Here is a 19,582-nt window from a genome sequence, read left to right as displayed (position 1 = left end):
CTCGGTTTCACTCCGGGAGGCGGCATACCCTTCTCGGTTTACATGCCGGAACGACAACCCCCGTAGGAACCCCTCCGTTCCGCCTATCGACCCATCGCGCTAACGGGGGTGAGCGCGGTTGCAGCTGGTAGAGAGCGCGCCCCACGAGTTCGCCGCGCACTTCCTGTTCGCGGAGCACGGGCTGTCCCCGTTCTTCGCGTGCGACCGGCGGATCAAGGAGGGCGGTGGAAGCCAGCGCGCGACCTTCCAGTACGAGAGCGAGGAGTGGGAGGCATCGCTCTCCTATCGAGACTCTGGACTCGCTCACCCCGGCGCGACCCTCCCAACGGGCACCTCCTTCGAGTTGGACGAGATGCGCGAGTTCGATCTCCACATCCACAGCTGCGACGACCAGGTAGGCCAGCGCTCGATGCATGCCCACATCGCACCCCGCTGGCAGGGGATGGAGAGCAAAAGCGGGAAATCGATCTCCGTCCCCGACGATCTCGACGAGGGAGTGAATCTCCACGTCCAGGGTTCGAACATCGAGTTCGAGCGCTACCAGCCTCTCATTCGGAAGGCGGCCGCATCCGTCGGAATCAGTCTCAGCTACTTCCAGGAACTTCACGAGTTCTCGACGATACTCGATGCGGAGCGGTACGTCCGTCTCCACGAGGACGTGAGCGGGTCAGTCCACGCCCGCGACGGTCCGATAGCACAGTTAGGACACCTGCTCGAAAACGACCGTCAGGGCCGTCGGAAGCTCGTCCAGTACGACAGCGACGAGCGGGGTCGGAACCAACCCGGATACTATCACACGGCCACACTCGGCCCGAGACGCATCCGCGAGGCGTTCCCCGAACACGAACTCCCGAAAGAGATCAAGCACTACTACGCGAGAGAAGCGGCCGGATTGGATAGCAACCGCTCGCTCTCACATCCAAAGGTCGGCGTGTCTTACCAGAAGTCGTTCTGGGATGACCAGCTTGGAGCAACAGACGGCGCTCTTGAGCAACTCACCGTCGAGTTAGAGGAGACGCTGTTCAGCGTTCTCTCGGAGGCGAACGTCCCGCTCCGCCCGGGCATGGGAACCTACGTCAGTGACGAATACTTCACGCCCACAGAATCGGAGCGAGACCGCGACATCGTGGACCCGGACTTCACGCAGATTAAGCACAGGCAAGAGTCGGTCGTCATCAAGCACATCGCGGACGGACTGGCACCGACGGCCTAGGACGCTCTCCGAGTGCTCGTGACCGATGGGGGCGAGATCAGCCCGCAGGAGATCGCCGAAGAGACCGATCGGCACCCGGGAAGTGTCCGACGGGCGCTCGACCGCATCCCAGAGCTGGTAGAGCGGGAATACGGGAGCGTTTCCTTGCGCTCGAAGTACATCGCGGATCTCGTCCACGATGCTGTAAAGGAGGCGAAGGAAGCGACGAGACGAGCGGCAGAAGCGGGCGCCAAGGCCATGGAAGCGGCCGAACGTGGCGTCGACGAATCAACGAGCGCGTTCATTGCCTGGGCGGCAAAGCACGACATCGATGTGCAAGACCGAGGCGGCGGTGATCTAAAACTCGAATTCGGCAAGGTCGACGACATCAGGAAGAAGCTACGCGAGGGCTTCGATCTCTGGACTTCCGCGGACATGCCGGAAGAGCGGTACCGGATGGCGAAGGTCCGCTACAGAGAAGACGTTGGTTCGAAGGGCAACTATCTCTCGACATCCGAGGTGAAATCGTTTGCAACGAGGGCTTGGCGACTCCTTGACTGAAGCGGCCCGAGTAGTGGCAACACTATCGACCGGGGCTAATTCCCAGTAATATTCGCTGTTTTCACCCTCGATCTCAAGCCGACAACTCCCTGTGGGGGGTTGCGAGAAGGTGTGTTGTGTTTTGATTTCGTCCCCTTAGGGACACGCCTAATGAGGAATCGAACTGTACCTGATCATCATACATGTGATGTGGCTAATTAATCGACGTACTAAGTGTATTTCCGGATTGAATTGGCGTTATAAGGGTTCTTGGAATAGTGCACGATATAATTGGCGCCGATTCCCTTCCGTGTCTTTGTACCCATTACGGCCATGAGATATCTTATGATTCGCAACAATTAGCATATCACCTGGAGCTAGTCTGAATTCCGTGTAGAAATCGCTATCAAGAGAGAGTCTATTTTCCATCCAATCAAGTGCTTCTTGCAGGTGCTCAACTTCGTCTAAATTCCACTCAGAGGTATTATCCAAGGAGAATCTGGTTACAAGCCCCGATTCATTAATATCAAATACGGGTCCAGTTTTTGAGTTCCCTGACCGATCAACATCACTCCGTGTAAGCGTTTTAGTTGAACAGAGCGCGTTTGCAAGTTCAGGATGTTCCTCTACAAGTTGAGTGAAAGCCCCCACAGAATTGAAAACTCGGCTTTCGCCACCGCTTTGTGCCTGAGACTGGCACAACATTATCGTTGTTGGGACCGATCCAATCGGTTCTAAAGTGCCGTCAACGTGTACTGACTGTTCTTCGTTAGAAAGGAAGCCTTCGTGATCCGATTCTGATCCACCATCGTGTGAGATCTCATTGATGCCAAAATCGTTGTGGAGTCCATCACTATCAGAATATTGGGGAGGTACAAATGCAGAATCAAATCCAAATCCTCGCGCGACTTGTTCAAGCAGTTCAAAAGGTTGAGAGAGGTCCTCGAATTGCAAACGGACAAGCCCCGACTCTTTATAGTACTCCTTGGCAGTTTGGTAGAATTCACTCGAAAAAACCTCTACTCCATCAACCGTGATATCTTCCGGAAGAGAGCTATCATAAACGGTGTCACAGATAGCGTCTAATTCCGCATCCGTCACGTCCGCAGCTGTAATACTCATGACTCACTAATTTCTAGCGCTTGCAATGCATTAGCTCTTGATGCTACCGCCAAAGCACGCACAGATATCTCATCGTCTTTATCTACAAACGCATCGATCCGGTCAGAAGTTATCGCGAGGACGCCAATTCGGCCTGGCAGGGGAATAGCGAGGACACTATCGTAATATTCGCCCAAATTCTTTTCTTGTACGTGTTTCGGCTGACTATCCTCTAAAGCTTGCCAAACAATCGATGGATTCCCACGGGCTTTGACCCAACTACTTCCTCGAGGCCGATCACTGGCCGCAGGATATTTTGTAAAACTAGTCAGAACTTCTATATTTTCATCACCGCACACTTCCATTTTCGTCCGGAGATAGAGTTTTGCGGTGAAATTTCCTCCCGTGAATATGTAGGGACACAGATCTACAATCTCCTTTGTCGCTCTATTAAGCCGCTCCGCAGATTCATTGCTTATTTCTAAGTCGTCTAGCGCGATATTCGTTTCTCGGGAATCCTCAAATATCCGGTCATCGTCCAAACAATTCTTGATTGTACTCTTATCCTCTTCAGATAATGAGTCGTATGGTGGGAGATTCTTAGATAAACTGTCGATGATTCGCTCTTCATCCTCATTTTTGAATTCTTCATCATATATCAGATCAAAGAGGGCCAGTTGACCAGCAAGCCTCTCACAAAGGTTGACTAACCGAATCCGGGTTACCTTTTCATTTAATAATCTTAGCTCGCTCGGAACCAGACGGAGCGTTAATCCAACAAAAAATAGAAGTGTCAAATAGAACACCCAGACTAACACCTTAGTCGATGTGTCGATGAATTTGAACGATAATGCAAATCCCAGAAGCGCGCCCACTGCTAATAATGAGATCTCAATTACTTTGAGGCCAGCTTGAATTTGGCCAAAACGTTCTCCTCCTATTTCTTGCCGGACATCTAAGAGAAGACTCTGATATCTCTGGAGGACAGATGAATCGAATTCGTGGGAGACATCATCTGATTGAGATGCTCCGGAGAGTATCTCTTGTACCTTGTCGCTCATTACCGGCTCAATCATTCCCAGACCACAATTATATTGGGAATCTTGCTCCGGAAGGCATTCCACTTAGCCAAGCGGTTGTTTAGCTAATGTTGCTCAATGAAAGAGGGGATCGGAGTTGTTGAAGAACTACGATATGGGTCCGGCGGTCTCGGGCCAATGACCACTGCATTTTGCCAGCCGATCGCATGATCTGTCTTAGTTATCATAGAGAACTATATGCACGACCTATCCCGAGCCCCTGATCTCTGTACTGGGGCCTAGTAACAAGAGATACAGTCCGTTATATTGGTACACAACGGAGTTAACTCCCGTCTCTGCACCCATTGAACGGCCCTCACCGAAGATCCGAGAATCGACGACTCCGTAGGCCCCTCATCATCGGCTGATCGAGCCTCAGGAACGACTCACCGGATCGTACGTTCGAGGAACTGCTGGATGGCCTCGGGCCCCGCGGGTGGAAGATCCGCGAGAAGCGGCTTGGGTGACTCGCCCGCTTCGACGTGTGTCGTCTCGTAGACTGACTGGGCGTGGGTCGGGTCCGCCGCGAGCAGGTCCATCGCCACACGTTCGGACTCGATATCGTCGACATCGTCGACCCAGACGTGATTCAGGTCGTGTAACTCGTAGAAGACCGCGTTCACACCCGCGTCCTCAAGCGCATCGAAAAAGCGGCGACTGTGTTCTACATCCACCACTTCGTCTTGGCGACCGTGCATCAACAGCGTCGGTGGACTCTCGGGCGTGACGTGCGTGACGGGACTGGCCTGTGCCCACCGCTCGGGGATTTCGGACTGGGGACCGCCCATCAGCAGTGGGATGAGCCCCTCAACGTCATCCTCGACGAGCGTGAAGTCGGCGGCGCCGTACCAGCTGACGACAGCCTGGACGGCACCGGATTCCTCTGGGGCGACGGTCTGCTCAAGTTCGTCGGCGAAAGCATCCCCGAGGTCAGTGACATCGTCGACGACACCCGCAAGCAAGGCGAGATGCCCACCCGCCGAGGAGCCCCACGCGGCGATCCGCTCGGCGTCGTAGCCGTACTCGCCGGCGTGGGCGCGAAGCCATCGGATCGCGGCTTTCACGTCGACGAAGTGGTCAGGGAAGCTCCCACGTGGAGTGGGGTTTGCTGGGTCGTACATCTCCTTGACGGCCGCCCCATTGGGAGCTTCCTGGAGGCGGTAGCTGACGCTGGCGATTGCACAGTCCCACTCGGCAGCGTACTGCTCGGGATCGGGGATATTCGAGCGCGTCTCCGCGATCCACCCGCCGCCGTGGACGTAGACGACGAGTGGTGGATCCTCCCTCTCCGGGAGATAGAGATCGAGTTTCAGCTCGCCAGTCTCGCGATCGGCGTACGTGACCCCCTCGTGGACGGAGCTATCGCTCGTCATGATATCCGAAAGGGTGGAGCAGTCGGTATAGAGCTACGGTTTCCGGAACGTGCCTCGGTTGCGGTGGGCCCACTCAGCCCCGATGAGCCGCCGCGCGAGCAACAACGCCCCTCTCTGAACCAGCAACATCCGGTCGGCCACTTTAGAACGGTTGGAGAGACACAGCGGAGACAGCCATTCCAGAACAGCGAATCGAACGCCCTGGCCCACAGAGACACACACCACTGTCGCGGATGTAAGGGTCTGTAGAGGTAACAGATGAACAAAATATAAATAATTCCATACCACACGCGAATACATTCGCGACGGTGGTGTGTCTCCCAAGCAAATTCACAATTCTGGCAGCTGATTTCGAGTGGGGATGGTTCTCGGACACACCCCGTGTGCAAAGTGAAATTCGGTCTTGAGGTTCAGTACGGAAGCCACGTGAACCTATCGCGACATCGACCGTTCAGCGAGGCGACTCTGGTGTGCGGTCCGAGAGATATGCGGGCGTCCTTTTCCTTCGCTGACCGTCAGTGTGCTTGACCCCTCCCGATCAACGTGCCGTAGCATCGCCAATCGGACCCAATTCTGGGTAGTATTGGCCTCTATCATACAGACTGCCACTTGAGACTCCCCGTCTGCGAGATGAATTACCGAGCCAGCCAGTACCTCACCCAGACAAACAAATTGAACGATTCAGGAGACGCCAATCAATCCCCGAATCAGCCAGAACCCCCCGTTTGCGAAATGAAATTAGCGCTGGTTGTGCGGACCCCCCGCATGCAAGATGAAATCAGCTGCAAGAGCAAGGCCGTTCAGGATCTCGCTTTGGTCACAACAGAGAAGCACGAAGGTTACAGTGAATCTGCGATAGATTCCCGTCGAAATGACATCGTCCCGGCCGCGGATTAATCAGAATACATACCTTTTCAAACTCAATGATAGCTACTGTATTACGGACTAATTTTAACTATTCATATATAAATACCACTGGTTTCAGAACAGATTGTACAGAGCCAGTATAGTACCCGTTTGGTGGAGATCAGGTGGTTGGTGGCAGCGATGGCCACTATTCTGGCCACCTGTCCCTCTCCTCATTCGCGATTTCATATCGCAAACGGGGGGAGGGTGTCCAGCTGAGCCTCGATCTGCTGGACAACAGAGAAGCAGGTATCGCCACGATTTCTGAGCAAGCGTGCTCCCAAGAATCGACATCGAATCCCATCTTCTAGAATCGATTCCGCTACTCGGGCAGTTCTTTGCGGCCAGTTCGAACACACTCCCAGCACGGGAACTCACCGATGCATTCCGAGCACTCCTCCTCGTCACGAACGTCTCTCCCGTCCTGCAACGGGTCTGTATCGGGTTTCTCCCCTGCCTGCGTGGTAACGCGCCCACCGTCCGGCGCGACCGGCTGTGCGCCATCTGCTGTGCCAGCGGCATTGAGCACTGGCCGGCGAATCGCGACCGCGACCCGATGTTTGCACGCGCCCTCGTAGTGCTCGTCAGCTGGGCAGTCACAGACCACAGGAATGCCATCCTCGATTCGGACGAGATATTCGTGCTCACTCGGGTTGGCGTGACTGCCGTTGCGAACGGTGATGCCACCTGGAGACAGGGAAAACTCGAAGGCTTCGTACTGTGCGCGCTTTGCGACGCGGGTCGAAACGTCCAGTTGTTGCAGTGGATGCATGGATTGCTGGAGCACCCGAACGCGAGCGCCCCGCCCCTCGGGGCGCCAATAAACGAACGTGCGGAGCGTCTATCCGACCTCGTAGGTCGCAATGCCTGCCCGTCCACAGACTGGACACGAGTCGACCATCGAGTCCACGGTTTCTCCACAGTGGCGACACTCGTGGATGCACTCGCCGCTCGATCCGAACTTTGAGAGGAACGCACGAACACCGGAGAGCCGCATCAACACCACCCACCGCGCGCTGCCTCGATGCGGTCGCGTTGGGCACGCACGGTTACCGGTGTCACGTCCGCGGCTTCGGCGAGAGCCAACTGCGTGATGTCCACGCCGTGGTCCCGACAGGCGACTTCGAGACAGCCCGCTGCGAACCCCGCAGGATGGACACCGATGCTCTCACCGGCGTCCCGCGCACGTTCGGCGAGCGAGCGCGCAACCCCCTCGGTTTCCGGTGGAACGTCCATCGCCGACGCGAGCGCTGGGATGTACTCCCGTGGTCGCTGTGGGGGTGTCGGCAGGTTCAGTTGCTCGTTGAGCACGTCGTAGGCGTTGATCACTCGCTCATGGCCGACCTGAGCGACTGACACCACCTCACCGCGTGTTCGAGTCGCGGCCGTACATCGACACACCGCGTAAATCGAGGCTGCCGCGAATGCCTCAATCGACCGACCGGGCAGGAGGCCTTCATCTTGTGCCGACCGGAACAGCGCACTCGCCTGCTCGCGGTGCGCACGATCGAGGTCGAGTGCCCCGACCAGCCGCGCGATCTCCGTACAGCCGTGGGCGAGATTCCGCTCGGCTTTGGATTGCCATTTTGCCCGGGTGTGCTCGCGACGCAAGCGGGTGAGCTGCCGTCGTTTCTGTCCGGAGAGCGCGTTGCCGTTCCCATCGAATTTGTATCCGATCTCCGTCGACAGCCCGCGGTCGTGTCGCGCTTCAGTTATCGGTGCGCCTGTGCGTTCTCGGTTGGTGTCGTCTTCGGCGAAGGTACGTGGGCCGCGTCGATCGACACGGCAGCCCTCGACGACCAGTCCACAGTCGGTACAGCGAGTTTCCCCACTGTCAGTGGTGAGTCGCCCGTCGCATTCGGGACACTCGGTCGTCTGGATCGTTTGGCCGATCTCCTCGTCGAACGTTCGCTCGAAGTGTTCTGTCGTAGCCATCGAAGGTCAGCGCGAGGCCTTGTAGTGCCCCCCGCACCCCTCAGGGGGCAATAAACACACGCAGCGACGCACACCGGAGTTCGAGCGAATCCCGATGGATCACTCGACGACGTGCGGTCGTCTGACGATGAGTTCTTGATCTTCGCCGACCCACTCGTCGAGTTTCTGCTCGATGTATTCGATGGCCTCAGAGTGCGTGAAGAACCCCCGATCGATGAGGTCGCCGGCGACGGCTTTCAGCGCGCGGAACTCACCCTGTGCGAACCCGTCGCCGACTGGTTCGCCGTCATACCACCGGACGGTTCTGAGCGCCCCGTTGCCGACTGTGGGTGCAGTTTCGATTGCAGCACAGTCGTACTGGAGTCCGAACCAGTGCGTTCGGTAGGCAGTCACCGCAAAGTCACGATCGACGACATAGAACGCTTCGTGGTGTAGGAAGTCCAGCTGCTCGGTGATGATCTCCTCGAGCGTGCAACGCGTCGCCCACGGATCGATATCAACCGGGAGCGACGGTGATTGACGGCTGTCCAGGGCGTACTGAATTGCTGTCTCGGTCGTTGCTTCGAGGAGTTGCGTACAGATGGATTGACTCGTTTCGTTCGGTTGCTCGCCACCGAAGGGCGTCTCGCTGGTAATGGCTTGCTTGAGCCTGAGATGCATCCCACCCCAGTGGGTGTAATGGCAATTGTAGGTACTGTCCGACCGTTCGTAGGCGATGAGTGCACGATGTCCCATTGTACTCGCGGAGGACTCAGTAGGTACCCCCGCGCCCCTCAGGGGGCGATAAAATCACCCAGTATCGCTATCAGATAGTTGTTGAACTGTCTTCGATTCGCCCATCAGCGGTCGTAATTTCGGGCTGTTGAGGACGAATCCTCTGCTCAGTATACGAGCGAAAAGACCATCGGCTGGAACCAGGCTGGTGCTGAAAAGGATTAAATCAAGGCTGCTGTTCGTCTATCGTATGTCCATCGAGGTAGTCGCTGTCACCGGAGGGAACGGCCGTATCGGCGAGCGCGTGCTGGTCGAGCTGAACGAGCACGGCTACCGAACGGTCAACCTCGAACGAGCGGAGCGACGAGAGGCGGTCGCCGATCAGTACATCGCGATCGATCTCGAGGACGCCGGCCAGGTGTACGGGGCGCTCGCCCGGAGCGATGCGGACGCAGTGATACACATGGGGACGGTTCCCTCGCCGCGCCACCAACCGGGGTACGTCACCTACCGGAACAACGTGATGAGCACATATCACGTCCTGGAGGCCGCCACCCAACTCGGGCTCGAGGCCGTCTGCCTGCCATCCAGTATCAACGCTATGGGAGCGTCGTTTCAGGACGTTCCCATCGAAGTCGAGTATCTCCCGGTAGACGAGGACCACCCCACGACTCCCCGGGATCCATACGCGATTGCGAAACGCGTGATCGAGGTGACCGCGGATGGATTCGGTCGGGACGCGAACGCATCCCCGAGCATCGGGTCGCTCCGTTACCCGTGGGTCGCCGACGGCGAGGAACTCGACTCCTCATTCGTCCGGAGCGACCGGACACTCGAGGCCGGGGTTCCGGACGCCCCCGGCGGCAGGCAGGAACTCTTCGCGTACGTCCACGTCGACGACGCCGCAGCGGCCGCCCGTTGCGTCATCGAGGCGGACTTCGACGGTCACGAGACGTTTTGGATCGTCGCCGACGACACGACCATGGAGACTTCGACCGACGAGCTCATCGAAGAGTGTTACCCGGACGCGGCACTCAGACGGGACTTTTCGGACCATGAGAGTCTCGTCGAGAACACAAAGGCCAAGGACCGACTCGGTTGGGAACCAGACCACTCCTGGCGAATGGGCTGACGGTCTCGTCGCCCGTACTCACCCGAGCAGGCCACACCGCACTCACTACCGGTATGCGAGCCTGCCGTCACGACATTCGCTACCAATCCGTAATACTGCCGTCCCGTCGCGTTACGATCGGTGCGTCCCACGCGTCTTCGGTGGTCATCTCGCGGACGTACCCCTCGTCGACGTCGATTCCTAATCCCGGTCCCTCCGGGATGTCGATGTACCCTTCGTCGTCGTGGTCGAAGACGCTCATATCGGCAAGGTAGTTCGGCACTCGGTCCTCGTGAACGATCTGTTCCTGGATGATCGCGTTCTGCGTGCAGGCGTCGACCTGCACACACGCGGCCAGCGCAACTGCACTGAGTGGCGAGTGGGGTGCGACGGCGACATCATACGCTTCTGCCATGGTAGCGATCTTGCGCAGCTCGGTGATGCCCCCCGCGTGTGAAACGTCCGGCTGAATGACATCCACGGCCCCGGCTTCGAGGAGCGGCTTGAAATCGAACCGGCTGTACATCCGTTCACCGGTCGCGAGGGGAATATCCGTGTGGGCCGCGATTCCCGGGAGGACGTCATTCTTCTCCGGGACGACCAGTTCTTCGTAGAACATCGGATCGAACTCCTCCAGGGCAGTGGCGAGTCGCTTGGCCATTGGTTTGGACGGGCACCCATGGAAGTCGAACATAAGGTCAATCTCGTCACCGACTGCGTCTCGAACGGCGCCCACGTGAGCCCGTGCCTCATCGAGCACGGCCGGGGTATCGAGATGTTCCCAGTCTCTGCTCCCGGGAGCCCCTTTCAGTGCCGTAAATCCCTCCTCGACTCGCTCGACCGCGTACTCTGCCGCTTCCGTCGGCGTCTCGCCTCTGATGTGCGCATACAGTCGGATCTGGTCACGCGCTTTCCCACCGAGGAGCTCGTACACGGGAACCCCCAAAGATTTCCCCTTGAGATCCCAGAGCGCCTGATCGATCCCCGACAATGCGCTCATCAGGATCGGGCCCCCGCGATAGAAGCCGCTGCGGTACATCTTCTGCCACAGCCGTTCGATCTCGTATGCCTCTTCGCCCACGACGTAGGTGTCCAGCAGTTCCCGAACTGCCGCGGCGGCAGTCTGTGCTCGTCCTTCGAGGATCGGTTCGCCCCACCCGATGAGGCCGTCCGACGTTTCGACTTTCAGTAACAGTGACCGAGGTGGCACTTCGAAGAGTTCGTAGTCACGGATCTCCATATCCACCGTTCGATAGAATGCGTCATAATGTCTCGGGACCCCTTCGCTTTACTCGAGATGCCTATGGAGGCCACATCCACCCTGTTCTCGGTAACTCTGCCTCGATTCTATACTGCCACTGCCGAAGAAGAGACGTGCGGTAGCGTACAGCGCGCTGCTCGCTCAGTAGTGGGGCGTTCGCGCGTGTCACCTCCGATTCTCTAGGAGGTCTCGGATCGCGTCGTACGCGGGCTTGGGGTTGAAATTCTCGTCGAAGAGCAGTGGGTCGCTCGTCACGTCGTAGCGATTCTGGAGCCAGGTTCCCGCGTCGTGGACGCCCCAGGTGATAAGCGTGTCACAGCCGTTGTCGAGGCACGCCTCGAGGACATCTCGATAGTACTGTGCTTGGTGTTCGAGACGATCGTCGAACTCCTCGTCGGGACCGTACGCCACGTCCATCTCGGTGACCTGGACATCCAAGCCCAGATCTTTGAAGCGACGGATGTTCGCGCCGACCGCTTCGGGATCCTCCCGGCTGTGCTGATACGACGGAAGGGAGTGCATCTGGATCCCGACGCCGTCGATCGGCACGCCACGGTCGAGCAGGCGCTGCAGAAGGTCGTATACAGCGTCGGCCTTGTCGTTGTCTGACGCGATCTCGTAATCGTTGTAATAGAGATCGGCGTTCGGTGCGACGTCGTTTGCCCACTCGAAGGCCTTGTCGAGATACTCTTCGCCCATCGCCTCGTACCACATCGTCTCGCGCATCGACCCGTCATCGGCCACCGCTTCGTTCACGACATCCCAGACATCTACCTTGTCGTGATAGCGGCCGGCCACCGTGTGAATATGATCCCGGACAAACGCTTCTAACTGGTCGTCGGTATAGTCCCAAGCGAGGAACCACTCCGGGGTCTGCTTGTGCCAGAGTAACGTGTGTCCCCGGACGGTCATGTCGTTCTTGACACCGAAGTTCACGATCGCGTCGGCGTCATCGAAATCGTAGACCTTGCGTTCGGGGCGCAACGGCCCCATTTTCAGCGCGTTCGCTGTCGTAACCGCGTTGAACTCCCGCTTGAGCGTCTGTGCGAGCGTCGGGTCGTCGGGATACTGTCTGAACGATCGAGCGGGAACGCCTGCCCCGATCGTCACGCCTTGTTCGTCGGCCAGTTCGCGGAGTGTCTTGTCACTGGACATTCGCAAATACGGGAGCGCGAGGCGAGAAAGTCATACCGATCCCGGAAACATTCTGTTGAGTGAGCGGACACAGATACCGCCGAATTCAGAGCGATTCACCGTGCGAGATACGCGCCCTGTACTGAGCAAAGCGAAAGAGAGGGGATGGGATGAGAACCGTTTATGACACCCCTGTTGCTGGAGGTTGTGGCTGCGCGCGCAGCGACTGGCTGAGAGCGAGCACGGAGCGGTGGGTGGGGAGGCGGGGTCGGGCCGGTCTGGCGTTAAAAAAGAGAGAGAGTTCGCGCCCTACTCGGTCCACCACCGGTCTTTCTCCGGGAACTCCACCTCTGACCAGCCCGTCACGGCCACCGAGACGCGCCCTTGATACCAGCTCTTCTCGACGTTTCGCAACCGCACGCGTTCGCCTTCACTCACCCACGGCTGCCCACTTCGCTCCCAGATGGTGAACTTCGTCCGTCCCGACTCGTCCTCGATGAGTCCGACCGACTGAATCTTCGCGTTATCCGGCTCCCACAACTGCACGATTTCGCCCTCGATGTCCACCGCCGAGCGAGGCACGGTTTCGAGCGTCTCGATCGGGACTGGCACGCCCGGAGATGCGTGCAATTCCTCTTTGACCAGCAACGCCGCGTTCAACATATCCACGCCTTCGCGCACCTTCTTGGCGAGTCGATACGCTGCCCCTGCCCTGGAACGGTCTTCGAGGTCATCCGCGATCTGCGCCGCGCGCTTGTTTACTTCCGCCAGTTGCTCGCTACTGAGACGTTCACGCGGATCTTCAGGGGGTTCTTCCGTCGCATAGCGCGTCTGTCCGGTCACCACGTCGCGCGTTCGTTCTTCACGATCGGAGGACTGCCTTCGATCCATCCGCTGGCGCGTTCGTCGAATTTCATCCTCCCGCGCTCGGAACTTCTCCTCGCCTTTCAGGGTCATGCCCTCTGGCCTGGCATTCGGATGATTCGTATCGACCTTCCCCTGTATCTCCTGGTCGACCGACCGCCGCAGTTCCGGCCCCTCATCGAATGCCGCATCGACTTCCTGGTCATCCGCCTGTGCGTCCGAAACTTTACTACCGAATCGCGTTTCACTAGACATTGGAATCACACTGGTTCCAGAAGGCGCTCACGCGCCGCCACCGCGATGCTACTACATCGCGGTTTTCCGACGACACGTCCGACGAGACACAGCTGCGCGCGCTCGCTCGCGCCTTCGTTCGCGCCCTCCGGGCGCGACGAGCGCGCGCTTCCGAGGATCCCACAACCAGCACCGCGCGCCGACCCGCCCTGAGCGCGCGTCCAGCACACAAGCCGGTTTCGTGTCCGTCGGCCTGTGGCCGACGCAACCGAAAGCGCGCTTGGTGCTGGCGCGAGGGCACATTCACTGTAGCCCGGTACGGGCGCTCGCGGTGCGGAGAGCGCCCGCACGCCCGGAATGGTCAGTCGCGAGCGGCGCTCCGGGCGGTACGCGGCGAGCGGGGCGGGCCGTCACGACACACCGGCCGGTCGATAGCGAAAACTGATGACACACTCGTGGCAGACGAAAGGACGAGGCGCACCCACCCTGCCGCCTTCACTGGCTTGTGAGTACTCAATCGAACGCGCAGATTCCACAGAGGAAGCTTCCAATTGGTGGTATCTGAACGTGTCGAAAGGAAATAAATAGTCGGGAAATTCAGTGACGCCCGATTTTATGCATCAGACAGACAATCGTGGAGTAATGGGTCGGGAGCGGATCGACTCGTATCTCGATACGATCAGCAGTGACGGGTTTGAATACCTCGTTGCTGAGATCTGGCAGCAACTGGGGTACGAGACGGAGGTTACCCAGGGGTCGCACGACAGAGGCGTCGATGTAATTGCAAAGAAGGACATCCCGGTCACGGAGACGATACTGATTCAGGCAAAGTACTACTCTGGAGGGAATACGGTCGGGAGCAGTCAAATACAGCAGTATTCAGCGCTCAAACATCAAAATGAAGGTGCCGATCGGGTCATACTCGTCACCACCTCCTCGTTTACCGCACCCGCCATCGATCTTGCAGAAGAGCTCGGAGTAGATCTGATCGATAGAGCGGATCTGATATCGCTGATTGAGGACGCTGAGATCGAGATTAGCTCAGAATCCTCCTCAGGGACTTCGAAGGGCCGAACGAAACACCAGTCACAAGCCGACGAATCTATCAAAGCTATCGAAGAGGAACTGTCTGGAACGTGTTCGGCCTGTGGCGCTTCTGATGTTGTTACTGCCACGTGCGCCGCCTGTGGCGAGGACTACTGCACTGACTGTCGAAAGCCGTTCCAGCATGGCTGCCGGGATGAGCCGAAAACGCACCAAGGCGACCGTGTTGGCACCAACGGAGATGCAGGTGAGTACACGATAGACGAGTCTGCGGAAATGCAGTCCGGTGGTGGCGGCCTGAAAGATCTCACCGCGAACGCCGGAGACGCTGATTCCAACCCGTTACGAACCCAAGCGAAAGTCGCCACCCTGGTCCCGATGTGGGTCGGTCTCGTGATTGGCCTGGCCTCTGATATCCGAGTCGCGGTTGTGAGCATCCCAGTGGGGCTACTGACTGGATACGTCTGGGCAGCAGTCCACGACGTTGAGTACTCTGACCTGTGGTTTTGAGTTGAAACCGGAGGAATCTCAGACCACAGGTAACTGGCGGCATCCAACCATCACCCTGGCGGACTGAAAGGGCGAGGCGGGCTCGCGTCGTGAGTCGCCTGAGCGGGCCACTATCCGCGCGGGCGGTGCGGAGAGCGCGGATATCCTGCTCAGCGACCGCGAGCGCGCCGAGGGCTTTCACCGCTTGCTGTCGAGTACAACCTCTTCCCCCAAATGAACCACCCGGAGTGATCACACCAAGACATGCCCACAGACCGGACACACCAACGCAGCCACAAACAAAATCGGTACCCAACCGTAGGCACCTCGCAACAAGATTCAGGCGGCCCCTCCCGGTCCAGTACATCACTCACTAATGGCATCTGACCGGGACGCACCCGAAACTAATTCAACACCAACTTATTCTCCGCTCGATCTCGAACCGAACTCCGAAAACAACCCAGAGACAGACCTACCCGTCGCACTCGATATCGACACCGAAGAACTCCCCGAACCGCGCGACCCGCCCGAGCCGCGGACGTATATCGAGATTCGCCCGACGACCGACTCGCTCCAACACCGCAACGTCTCGCGGGCGATGAACCGGCTGTATGCTGCACTCGACCGAGCGACCAAAACCGGGCTTCGCCACCGCCTCACCGGCTCGACACAGACGCCGCTGGTCGAATGGCTCGTCGTCTCCGATGGCCGAGCCGACCCCACAGTCCGCTATCTCGTCGGCACGACACACGAAGAACTCCGCGAGACGCTCGTCGAAGTGCTGCGGACGGCACTGCCACGAACCTACGAACTGAACGAAGTGTCCTACCACCCACGCTTCGTCGAGGATCACTTACCCGTCCAAGCGGAAACGACCGCCGACGACGAACCCACAGGCGGAGACCCGTCCCCATCCGAGACATCGACCACGCCTTCCGAAACCCTCACCCAACGAAACGACGCCGACCGGCAGGCACCACCGGTCGACCCGGACTATCTCACCCACCCGTACGTCGCCGGCGTCGAATACGAGGCCACGGCGACCTACCGACAGGACTGGCTGACGCCGCTCTCAGCACCAATCTCATCCACCTCACGAACGAACGGCCGACGCGACCGCCCGAACACACGTCGCGGGACACAGTCACGCGACGACGGGGCCACCCAGACCACACTCACGGGCGTGCTGGAGGCGATGAGCGATGCAGAGGTGCCGGTCGTCTACCAGGCGGTCTGTCGATTCAATGGGAGCGCCCGCGACGCCGCCGAGGAATACATCTACGACCTCGAACACGGGAACGGCAACATCGCCGATATGCTCCTGCGAGAACTCGTGCCGGAACTCGGCGACGATCCCTCGGAGTACGTCCCACCGCCCGCAGACCAGGCACGTATCGACGACATCAAAGAGCGCAATTGCCACCAGACGATGACCGTCTCGGCACGGGCAGTTGCACTCACTCGCCACACCCCTGACCAGGCCGACCGCGTCGCCCGCCGTCTGGCGAGCGCCCTCAGCCCAGCCAGCGGGCCTGATCACGAAGTGACCGGCCGCGTCCACACTGACGAAGCCAACGGCTGGCTGCAGACAGACGACGCCGGGACGCAAGTCTACGAGGACCTCTGTGAGCGGATGATCCATGATCCCGCCTACGAAGCCACCAGCTCGCGCCTCCCCTGGCGCTCGAATTCGAGTCGCGGCATCGTCCTCACACCCGAAGAACTCCCGGCGGTGTGCCTCCTCGACGGCGCAGGATTAACCGTCCAGGGCGAGCGCGCACTCGCGACGCGGCCAGCCGAACAGACGGCGCTGGCGCTCCCGTCACCGAGCATCCTCTTGCAGTATCGACCACCGGGCATGGCACTGGGGATGCCGCTGACGAACGACCGCCAGCCATCGGGCGATCCGATCTATCTCCCGCCGGACGTCCAGCCCACCCACCAGTTCATCATCGGCGGGACCGGCAGCGGGAAGACCGTCGCGATGCAGACGGCCGCGCTCACGAATCACGGTGCCACCGACGGCCCCGATCTCCACTTCTATCACAAAGCCGGCGCGGCCGAGGACTACCTTCGCGCCCACTACGCGACCCACGGCACTCTCGAGAACGTCCAGTATTTCGACCTCACGCAGGTCCTCCCAGCACTCTCGTTTTTCGACATCCGACCCCTGCTCGAGGCGGGCATTCCCCGCGAGGAAGCCCGCTCGCGCAAGGCCGGCCACTACGCCGAGATCCTCGAAGGGCTCATGGGCAGCGAACGCTACAACCAGGCCCAGGAATCGACAAAGCTCATCTCAAACATGGTCCGTGCGCTCTTCGACCCGATCCACGGCGCGGACAGCTACTCCCACAAGGACCTCCACGAACGGCTCGAACGGATCCAGACACACGAGGAACCGCCGGCGACGACGACCGAGGGGCTCACGCGGTCGTTCAACGGCCTGGTCGAGCGCGACCGCGATGTCTTCACGCGCATCGTCGGCGGCGCACTCGGGCGTATCGAGACCATCGCCACGGACGGCCGGCTCGCACCGCTGTTTAACCACACCACGGGACAGTCCCCGACCACAGACCGCACTCGTAACGACGATGGCGCGAGCAATCCATCGACAGCACCCACAGGCGCGCCTGCTGGCGATGGGGCGGCACACGAGAGCCATTCCCCATCCGCTGGCCCGTCTCCGTCTGAAGGCACGCAGGGCGCCCAGACTGACGAGGGGGCGGACCCGAGCAGGGACGGCGAACCCACGCAGGGCCAAGAGAGTGCGCCCCGGTTTTCGTTCACCGATATCGTCGATGACGACCAGGTGGTCATCTTCGACTTCGGTGGGATGGACGAGCGCGTCAAGCGGGCGTTGACGCTCGTCCTCTTCTCCGATCTCTGGAGTGCGCTCAAGGCACGCGAAGAAGACGAGCGGATCGAGGAGTCGCCACTGGTCAACTGCTACGTGGACGAGGCAGGCGGGGTCGCCGATTCGAGTCTCGTCGATACGTTCCTCTCGGAGGGGCGGTCGTTCGGCCTCGCGATGTGTCTGGGCGTCCAGTATCCCAAACAGCTGGATTCGCCCGACCCGGAGGACGATACGTATCTCGAAGCGCTCAACGAGATCGCGACCGTCGTCGCCGGCCAGGTCCGCGTCGACGACGACCTCGCCAGCGTCTTCACGACCGCCGAACGCTCGCAGGCCGATATCGAAGCCCGACTCGCGAGTATGCCAAGCGGTGAGTGGCTCGTCCGGCCGGGAGCGGGCTTCGGCCAGCCGATTCCGCGGCCGTTCCTCGCCAAATCACTCCCCGCGCTTCCCGGCCACCCCGCGGGCGAGCAGCCACTCGATGGCGCCACGAAATCGGCGTATCGAGCCGCGCGAACGCTCATGGTCGACACGACGCGAAACCAGCACGGCCTGTCGGTGTCGTCACTGACACACGTCGATTCCGGTCGGACCGACAAGACCCAGCCCGGAGATGCCCACAGCGACCCGGAACCCGATGGGGAGCACCGAGCGGATGAACCACACGAACCAACCCAGACAGAACCCGCTGGGCGGACGGATTCGCTGTTGCCCTACACCGCACGGCTGCCCGACTGTCTCGACTACGACGCCGAGCGCCACGCCATCGAGTGTACGACCTGTACGACCCGATACGACCCCGATATCGACGGCGTGCAAGCGGCGATCGAGTGCTGTCACTCACTTGAGGAGGTCGACCGCGACGACATCCCCGTCTGTTCACCCTCGCTCAAGCGCTCCGCAGCAGAGATCGCCGAGTCTGAATGGTCGGTCGAAGAGCTGCTGTTCGTCCAGGCAGTGTGGGACGCTCAGCAACGTCGCACACACGACCTCGAATACGACCTGCAGCGTGATTCGATGATCCGCCTGCGAGAGTACGCCGGCCTCGACGCCTCGGCGATGGTCGACCTCATCGATGCCGACATTCTCCGCAAGGATACGACCCACCCCCACTTACTCTACAGCGTCAGCGCCGAGGGACGGGCGGTAATCGGCGAGCACAACCGCGAAGGGATCGACCACGGGGCCGGCAAGGGCGATCTGGGTGAGTCGTCCCATCACGTCATGCTCGTCGCCTTCGCCGAAGACATCGCCCACACCTATCGCCAGGATCCGGACTCGGCAGTCGACACCGTCGAATCCTATTACGAACGCGACGATGGTCATCGCCTGGACGTCGTCGGCCTCGATAGCGAGGGCGATATCGTGCTGACGATCGAAGCCGAGCGCGTCAACCACGATGTCGCCGAGGCCGCCGTCACCGATTTCGACAAGATGGCTGCCTGCGACCCCGACGATGCGCTGTGGGTCGTCACTAGCCAGTCCGACGCCGTCGATATCATGGAGGCGCTGCACGACCCCAGCGACGGCGACCCCCGGATCGACCGCACCTACAGCCACACGACGCCGACAAGCGATTACAAGATCGACGCGCCGGGCATGACCGACGTGTTCACCGTCTCGGACGCACAGTCGCTGCTCGAGGAAGTCTCAAAATAGCGACTCTAACTACTCGATCCCGTGAGGTGCTGCCTGCGATGACGCTCCAAGGGGTTGCTGTCCACCCGCCGACTATGTCCATGCTGGACCTG

General features: G+C 59.6%; 14 protein-coding genes. 5 read left to right on the top strand and 9 right to left on the bottom strand.

The features are described 5' to 3' along the window. The first annotated feature begins 118 nt into the window (after positions 1–118). Positions 119–1,213: a DUF7845 domain-containing protein gene (locus E3328_RS12750; protein WP_246023010.1), complete on the top strand. Its 1,095-nt coding sequence runs from the start codon at positions 119–121 to the stop codon at positions 1,211–1,213. Positions 1,214–1,225: 12 nt separating this feature from the next. Further along, the gene (locus E3328_RS22555) at positions 1,226–1,753 is read left to right on the top strand and encodes a hypothetical protein (RefSeq protein ID WP_246023009.1); all 528 of its coding nucleotides are present in this window, start codon (positions 1,226–1,228) and stop codon (positions 1,751–1,753) included. Positions 1,754–1,990: 237 nt separating this feature from the next. On the opposite strand, the gene E3328_RS12745 is transcribed toward E3328_RS22555, so the two are convergent. The 6 genes from E3328_RS12745 to E3328_RS12720 form a co-directional block, all read right to left on the bottom strand. Continuing rightward, a complete protein-coding gene (locus tag E3328_RS12745) occupies positions 1,991–2,854 on the bottom strand; it encodes a TauD/TfdA family dioxygenase (RefSeq protein WP_135365021.1) in 864 nt (287 codons plus the stop codon). Continuing rightward, the gene (locus tag E3328_RS12740) at positions 2,851–3,894 is read right to left on the bottom strand and encodes a hypothetical protein (protein ID WP_135365020.1); all 1,044 of its coding nucleotides are present in this window, start codon (positions 3,892–3,894) and stop codon (positions 2,851–2,853) included. The genes E3328_RS12745 and E3328_RS12740 overlap by 4 nt, the downstream gene beginning before the upstream one ends. A gap of 404 nt (positions 3,895–4,298) precedes the next feature. After that, a complete protein-coding gene (locus E3328_RS12735) occupies positions 4,299–5,285 on the bottom strand; it encodes an alpha/beta hydrolase (RefSeq protein WP_135365019.1) in 987 nt (328 codons plus the stop codon). A 1,228-nt stretch (positions 5,286–6,513) separates the two neighbouring features. After that, a complete protein-coding gene (locus E3328_RS12730; protein WP_135365018.1) occupies positions 6,514–6,963 on the bottom strand; it encodes an SWIM zinc finger family protein in 450 nt (149 codons plus the stop codon). Positions 6,964–7,187: 224 nt separating this feature from the next. Continuing rightward, positions 7,188–8,126 (bottom strand): transcription initiation factor IIB, encoded by a 939-nt coding sequence (locus E3328_RS12725; protein WP_135365017.1) that lies wholly within the window; start codon positions 8,124–8,126, stop codon positions 7,188–7,190. 99 nt (positions 8,127–8,225) lie between these two features. After that, entirely contained in the window at positions 8,226–8,861 is a 636-nt protein-coding gene (locus tag E3328_RS12720) for a DUF6735 family protein (protein ID WP_135365016.1), read from the bottom strand. A gap of 229 nt (positions 8,862–9,090) precedes the next feature. Between E3328_RS12720 and E3328_RS12715 the strand changes: the two genes are divergently transcribed. Beyond that, on the top strand, positions 9,091–9,972 hold the full coding sequence (locus E3328_RS12715; protein WP_135365015.1) for an NAD-dependent epimerase/dehydratase family protein: 882 nt from the start codon (positions 9,091–9,093) through the stop codon (positions 9,970–9,972). Positions 9,973–10,051: 79 nt separating this feature from the next. Here E3328_RS12715 and dgoD read toward each other — a convergent pair whose 3' ends face one another. From dgoD to E3328_RS12700, 3 genes are all read right to left on the bottom strand, one after another. Then, positions 10,052–11,191, bottom strand: a complete 1,140-nt coding sequence (gene dgoD / locus E3328_RS12710) for a galactonate dehydratase (RefSeq protein ID WP_135365014.1) — start codon at positions 11,189–11,191, stop codon at positions 10,052–10,054. A 186-nt stretch (positions 11,192–11,377) separates the two neighbouring features. After that, positions 11,378–12,367, bottom strand: a complete 990-nt coding sequence (locus E3328_RS12705) for an endo-1,4-beta-xylanase (protein WP_135365013.1) — start codon at positions 12,365–12,367, stop codon at positions 11,378–11,380. Between the two features lie 288 nt (positions 12,368–12,655). Next, positions 12,656–13,465 (bottom strand): DNA-binding protein, encoded by an 810-nt coding sequence (locus E3328_RS12700; protein WP_135365012.1) that lies wholly within the window; start codon positions 13,463–13,465, stop codon positions 12,656–12,658. 621 nt (positions 13,466–14,086) lie between these two features. On the opposite strand from E3328_RS12700, the gene E3328_RS12695 reads away from it, so the two are divergent. Both E3328_RS12695 and E3328_RS12690 read left to right on the top strand, forming a co-directional pair. Further along, the gene (locus tag E3328_RS12695; protein ID WP_167837392.1) at positions 14,087–14,998 is read left to right on the top strand and encodes a restriction endonuclease; all 912 of its coding nucleotides are present in this window, start codon (positions 14,087–14,089) and stop codon (positions 14,996–14,998) included. 355 nt (positions 14,999–15,353) lie between these two features. Next, on the top strand, positions 15,354–19,490 hold the full coding sequence (locus E3328_RS12690; protein WP_135365010.1) for an ATP-binding protein: 4,137 nt from the start codon (positions 15,354–15,356) through the stop codon (positions 19,488–19,490). Positions 19,491–19,582: the final 92 nt, after the last annotated feature.

Origin of the sequence: Halosimplex halophilum (genome assembly GCF_004698125.1) — an archaeon.
GTDB lineage: Archaea > Halobacteriota > Halobacteria > Halobacteriales > Haloarculaceae > Halosimplex > Halosimplex halophilum.
The sequence above is the reverse complement of the archived record's forward strand: the minus strand, read 5'-3'. Positions and strand labels throughout refer to the sequence as shown.

What these genes read in the sequence shown, in the direction of transcription:
- E3328_RS12715 (WP_135365015.1), top strand. Translation starts at nt 9,091, where the DNA reads ATGTCCATCGAGGTAGTCGCTGTCACCGGAGGGAACGGCCGTATCGGC.
- E3328_RS12705 (WP_135365013.1), bottom strand. Translation starts at nt 12,367, where the DNA reads ATGTCCAGTGACAAGACACTCCGCGAACTGGCCGACGAACAAGGCGTG.
- E3328_RS12720 (WP_135365016.1), bottom strand. Translation starts at nt 8,861, where the DNA reads ATGGGACATCGTGCACTCATCGCCTACGAACGGTCGGACAGTACCTAC.
- E3328_RS12725 (WP_135365017.1), bottom strand. Translation starts at nt 8,126, where the DNA reads ATGGCTACGACAGAACACTTCGAGCGAACGTTCGACGAGGAGATCGGC.
- E3328_RS12700 (WP_135365012.1), bottom strand. Translation starts at nt 13,465, where the DNA reads ATGTCTAGTGAAACGCGATTCGGTAGTAAAGTTTCGGACGCACAGGCG.
- dgoD (WP_135365014.1), bottom strand. Translation starts at nt 11,191, where the DNA reads ATGGAGATCCGTGACTACGAACTCTTCGAAGTGCCACCTCGGTCACTG.
- E3328_RS12740 (WP_135365020.1), bottom strand. Translation starts at nt 3,894, where the DNA reads ATGAGCGACAAGGTACAAGAGATACTCTCCGGAGCATCTCAATCAGAT.
- E3328_RS12745 (WP_135365021.1), bottom strand. Translation starts at nt 2,854, where the DNA reads ATGAGTATTACAGCTGCGGACGTGACGGATGCGGAATTAGACGCTATC.
- E3328_RS12695 (WP_167837392.1), top strand. Translation starts at nt 14,087, where the DNA reads ATGGGTCGGGAGCGGATCGACTCGTATCTCGATACGATCAGCAGTGAC.
- E3328_RS12690 (WP_135365010.1), top strand. Translation starts at nt 15,354, where the DNA reads ATGGCATCTGACCGGGACGCACCCGAAACTAATTCAACACCAACTTAT.
- E3328_RS12730 (WP_135365018.1), bottom strand. Translation starts at nt 6,963, where the DNA reads ATGCATCCACTGCAACAACTGGACGTTTCGACCCGCGTCGCAAAGCGC.
- E3328_RS12735 (WP_135365019.1), bottom strand. Translation starts at nt 5,285, where the DNA reads ATGACGAGCGATAGCTCCGTCCACGAGGGGGTCACGTACGCCGATCGC.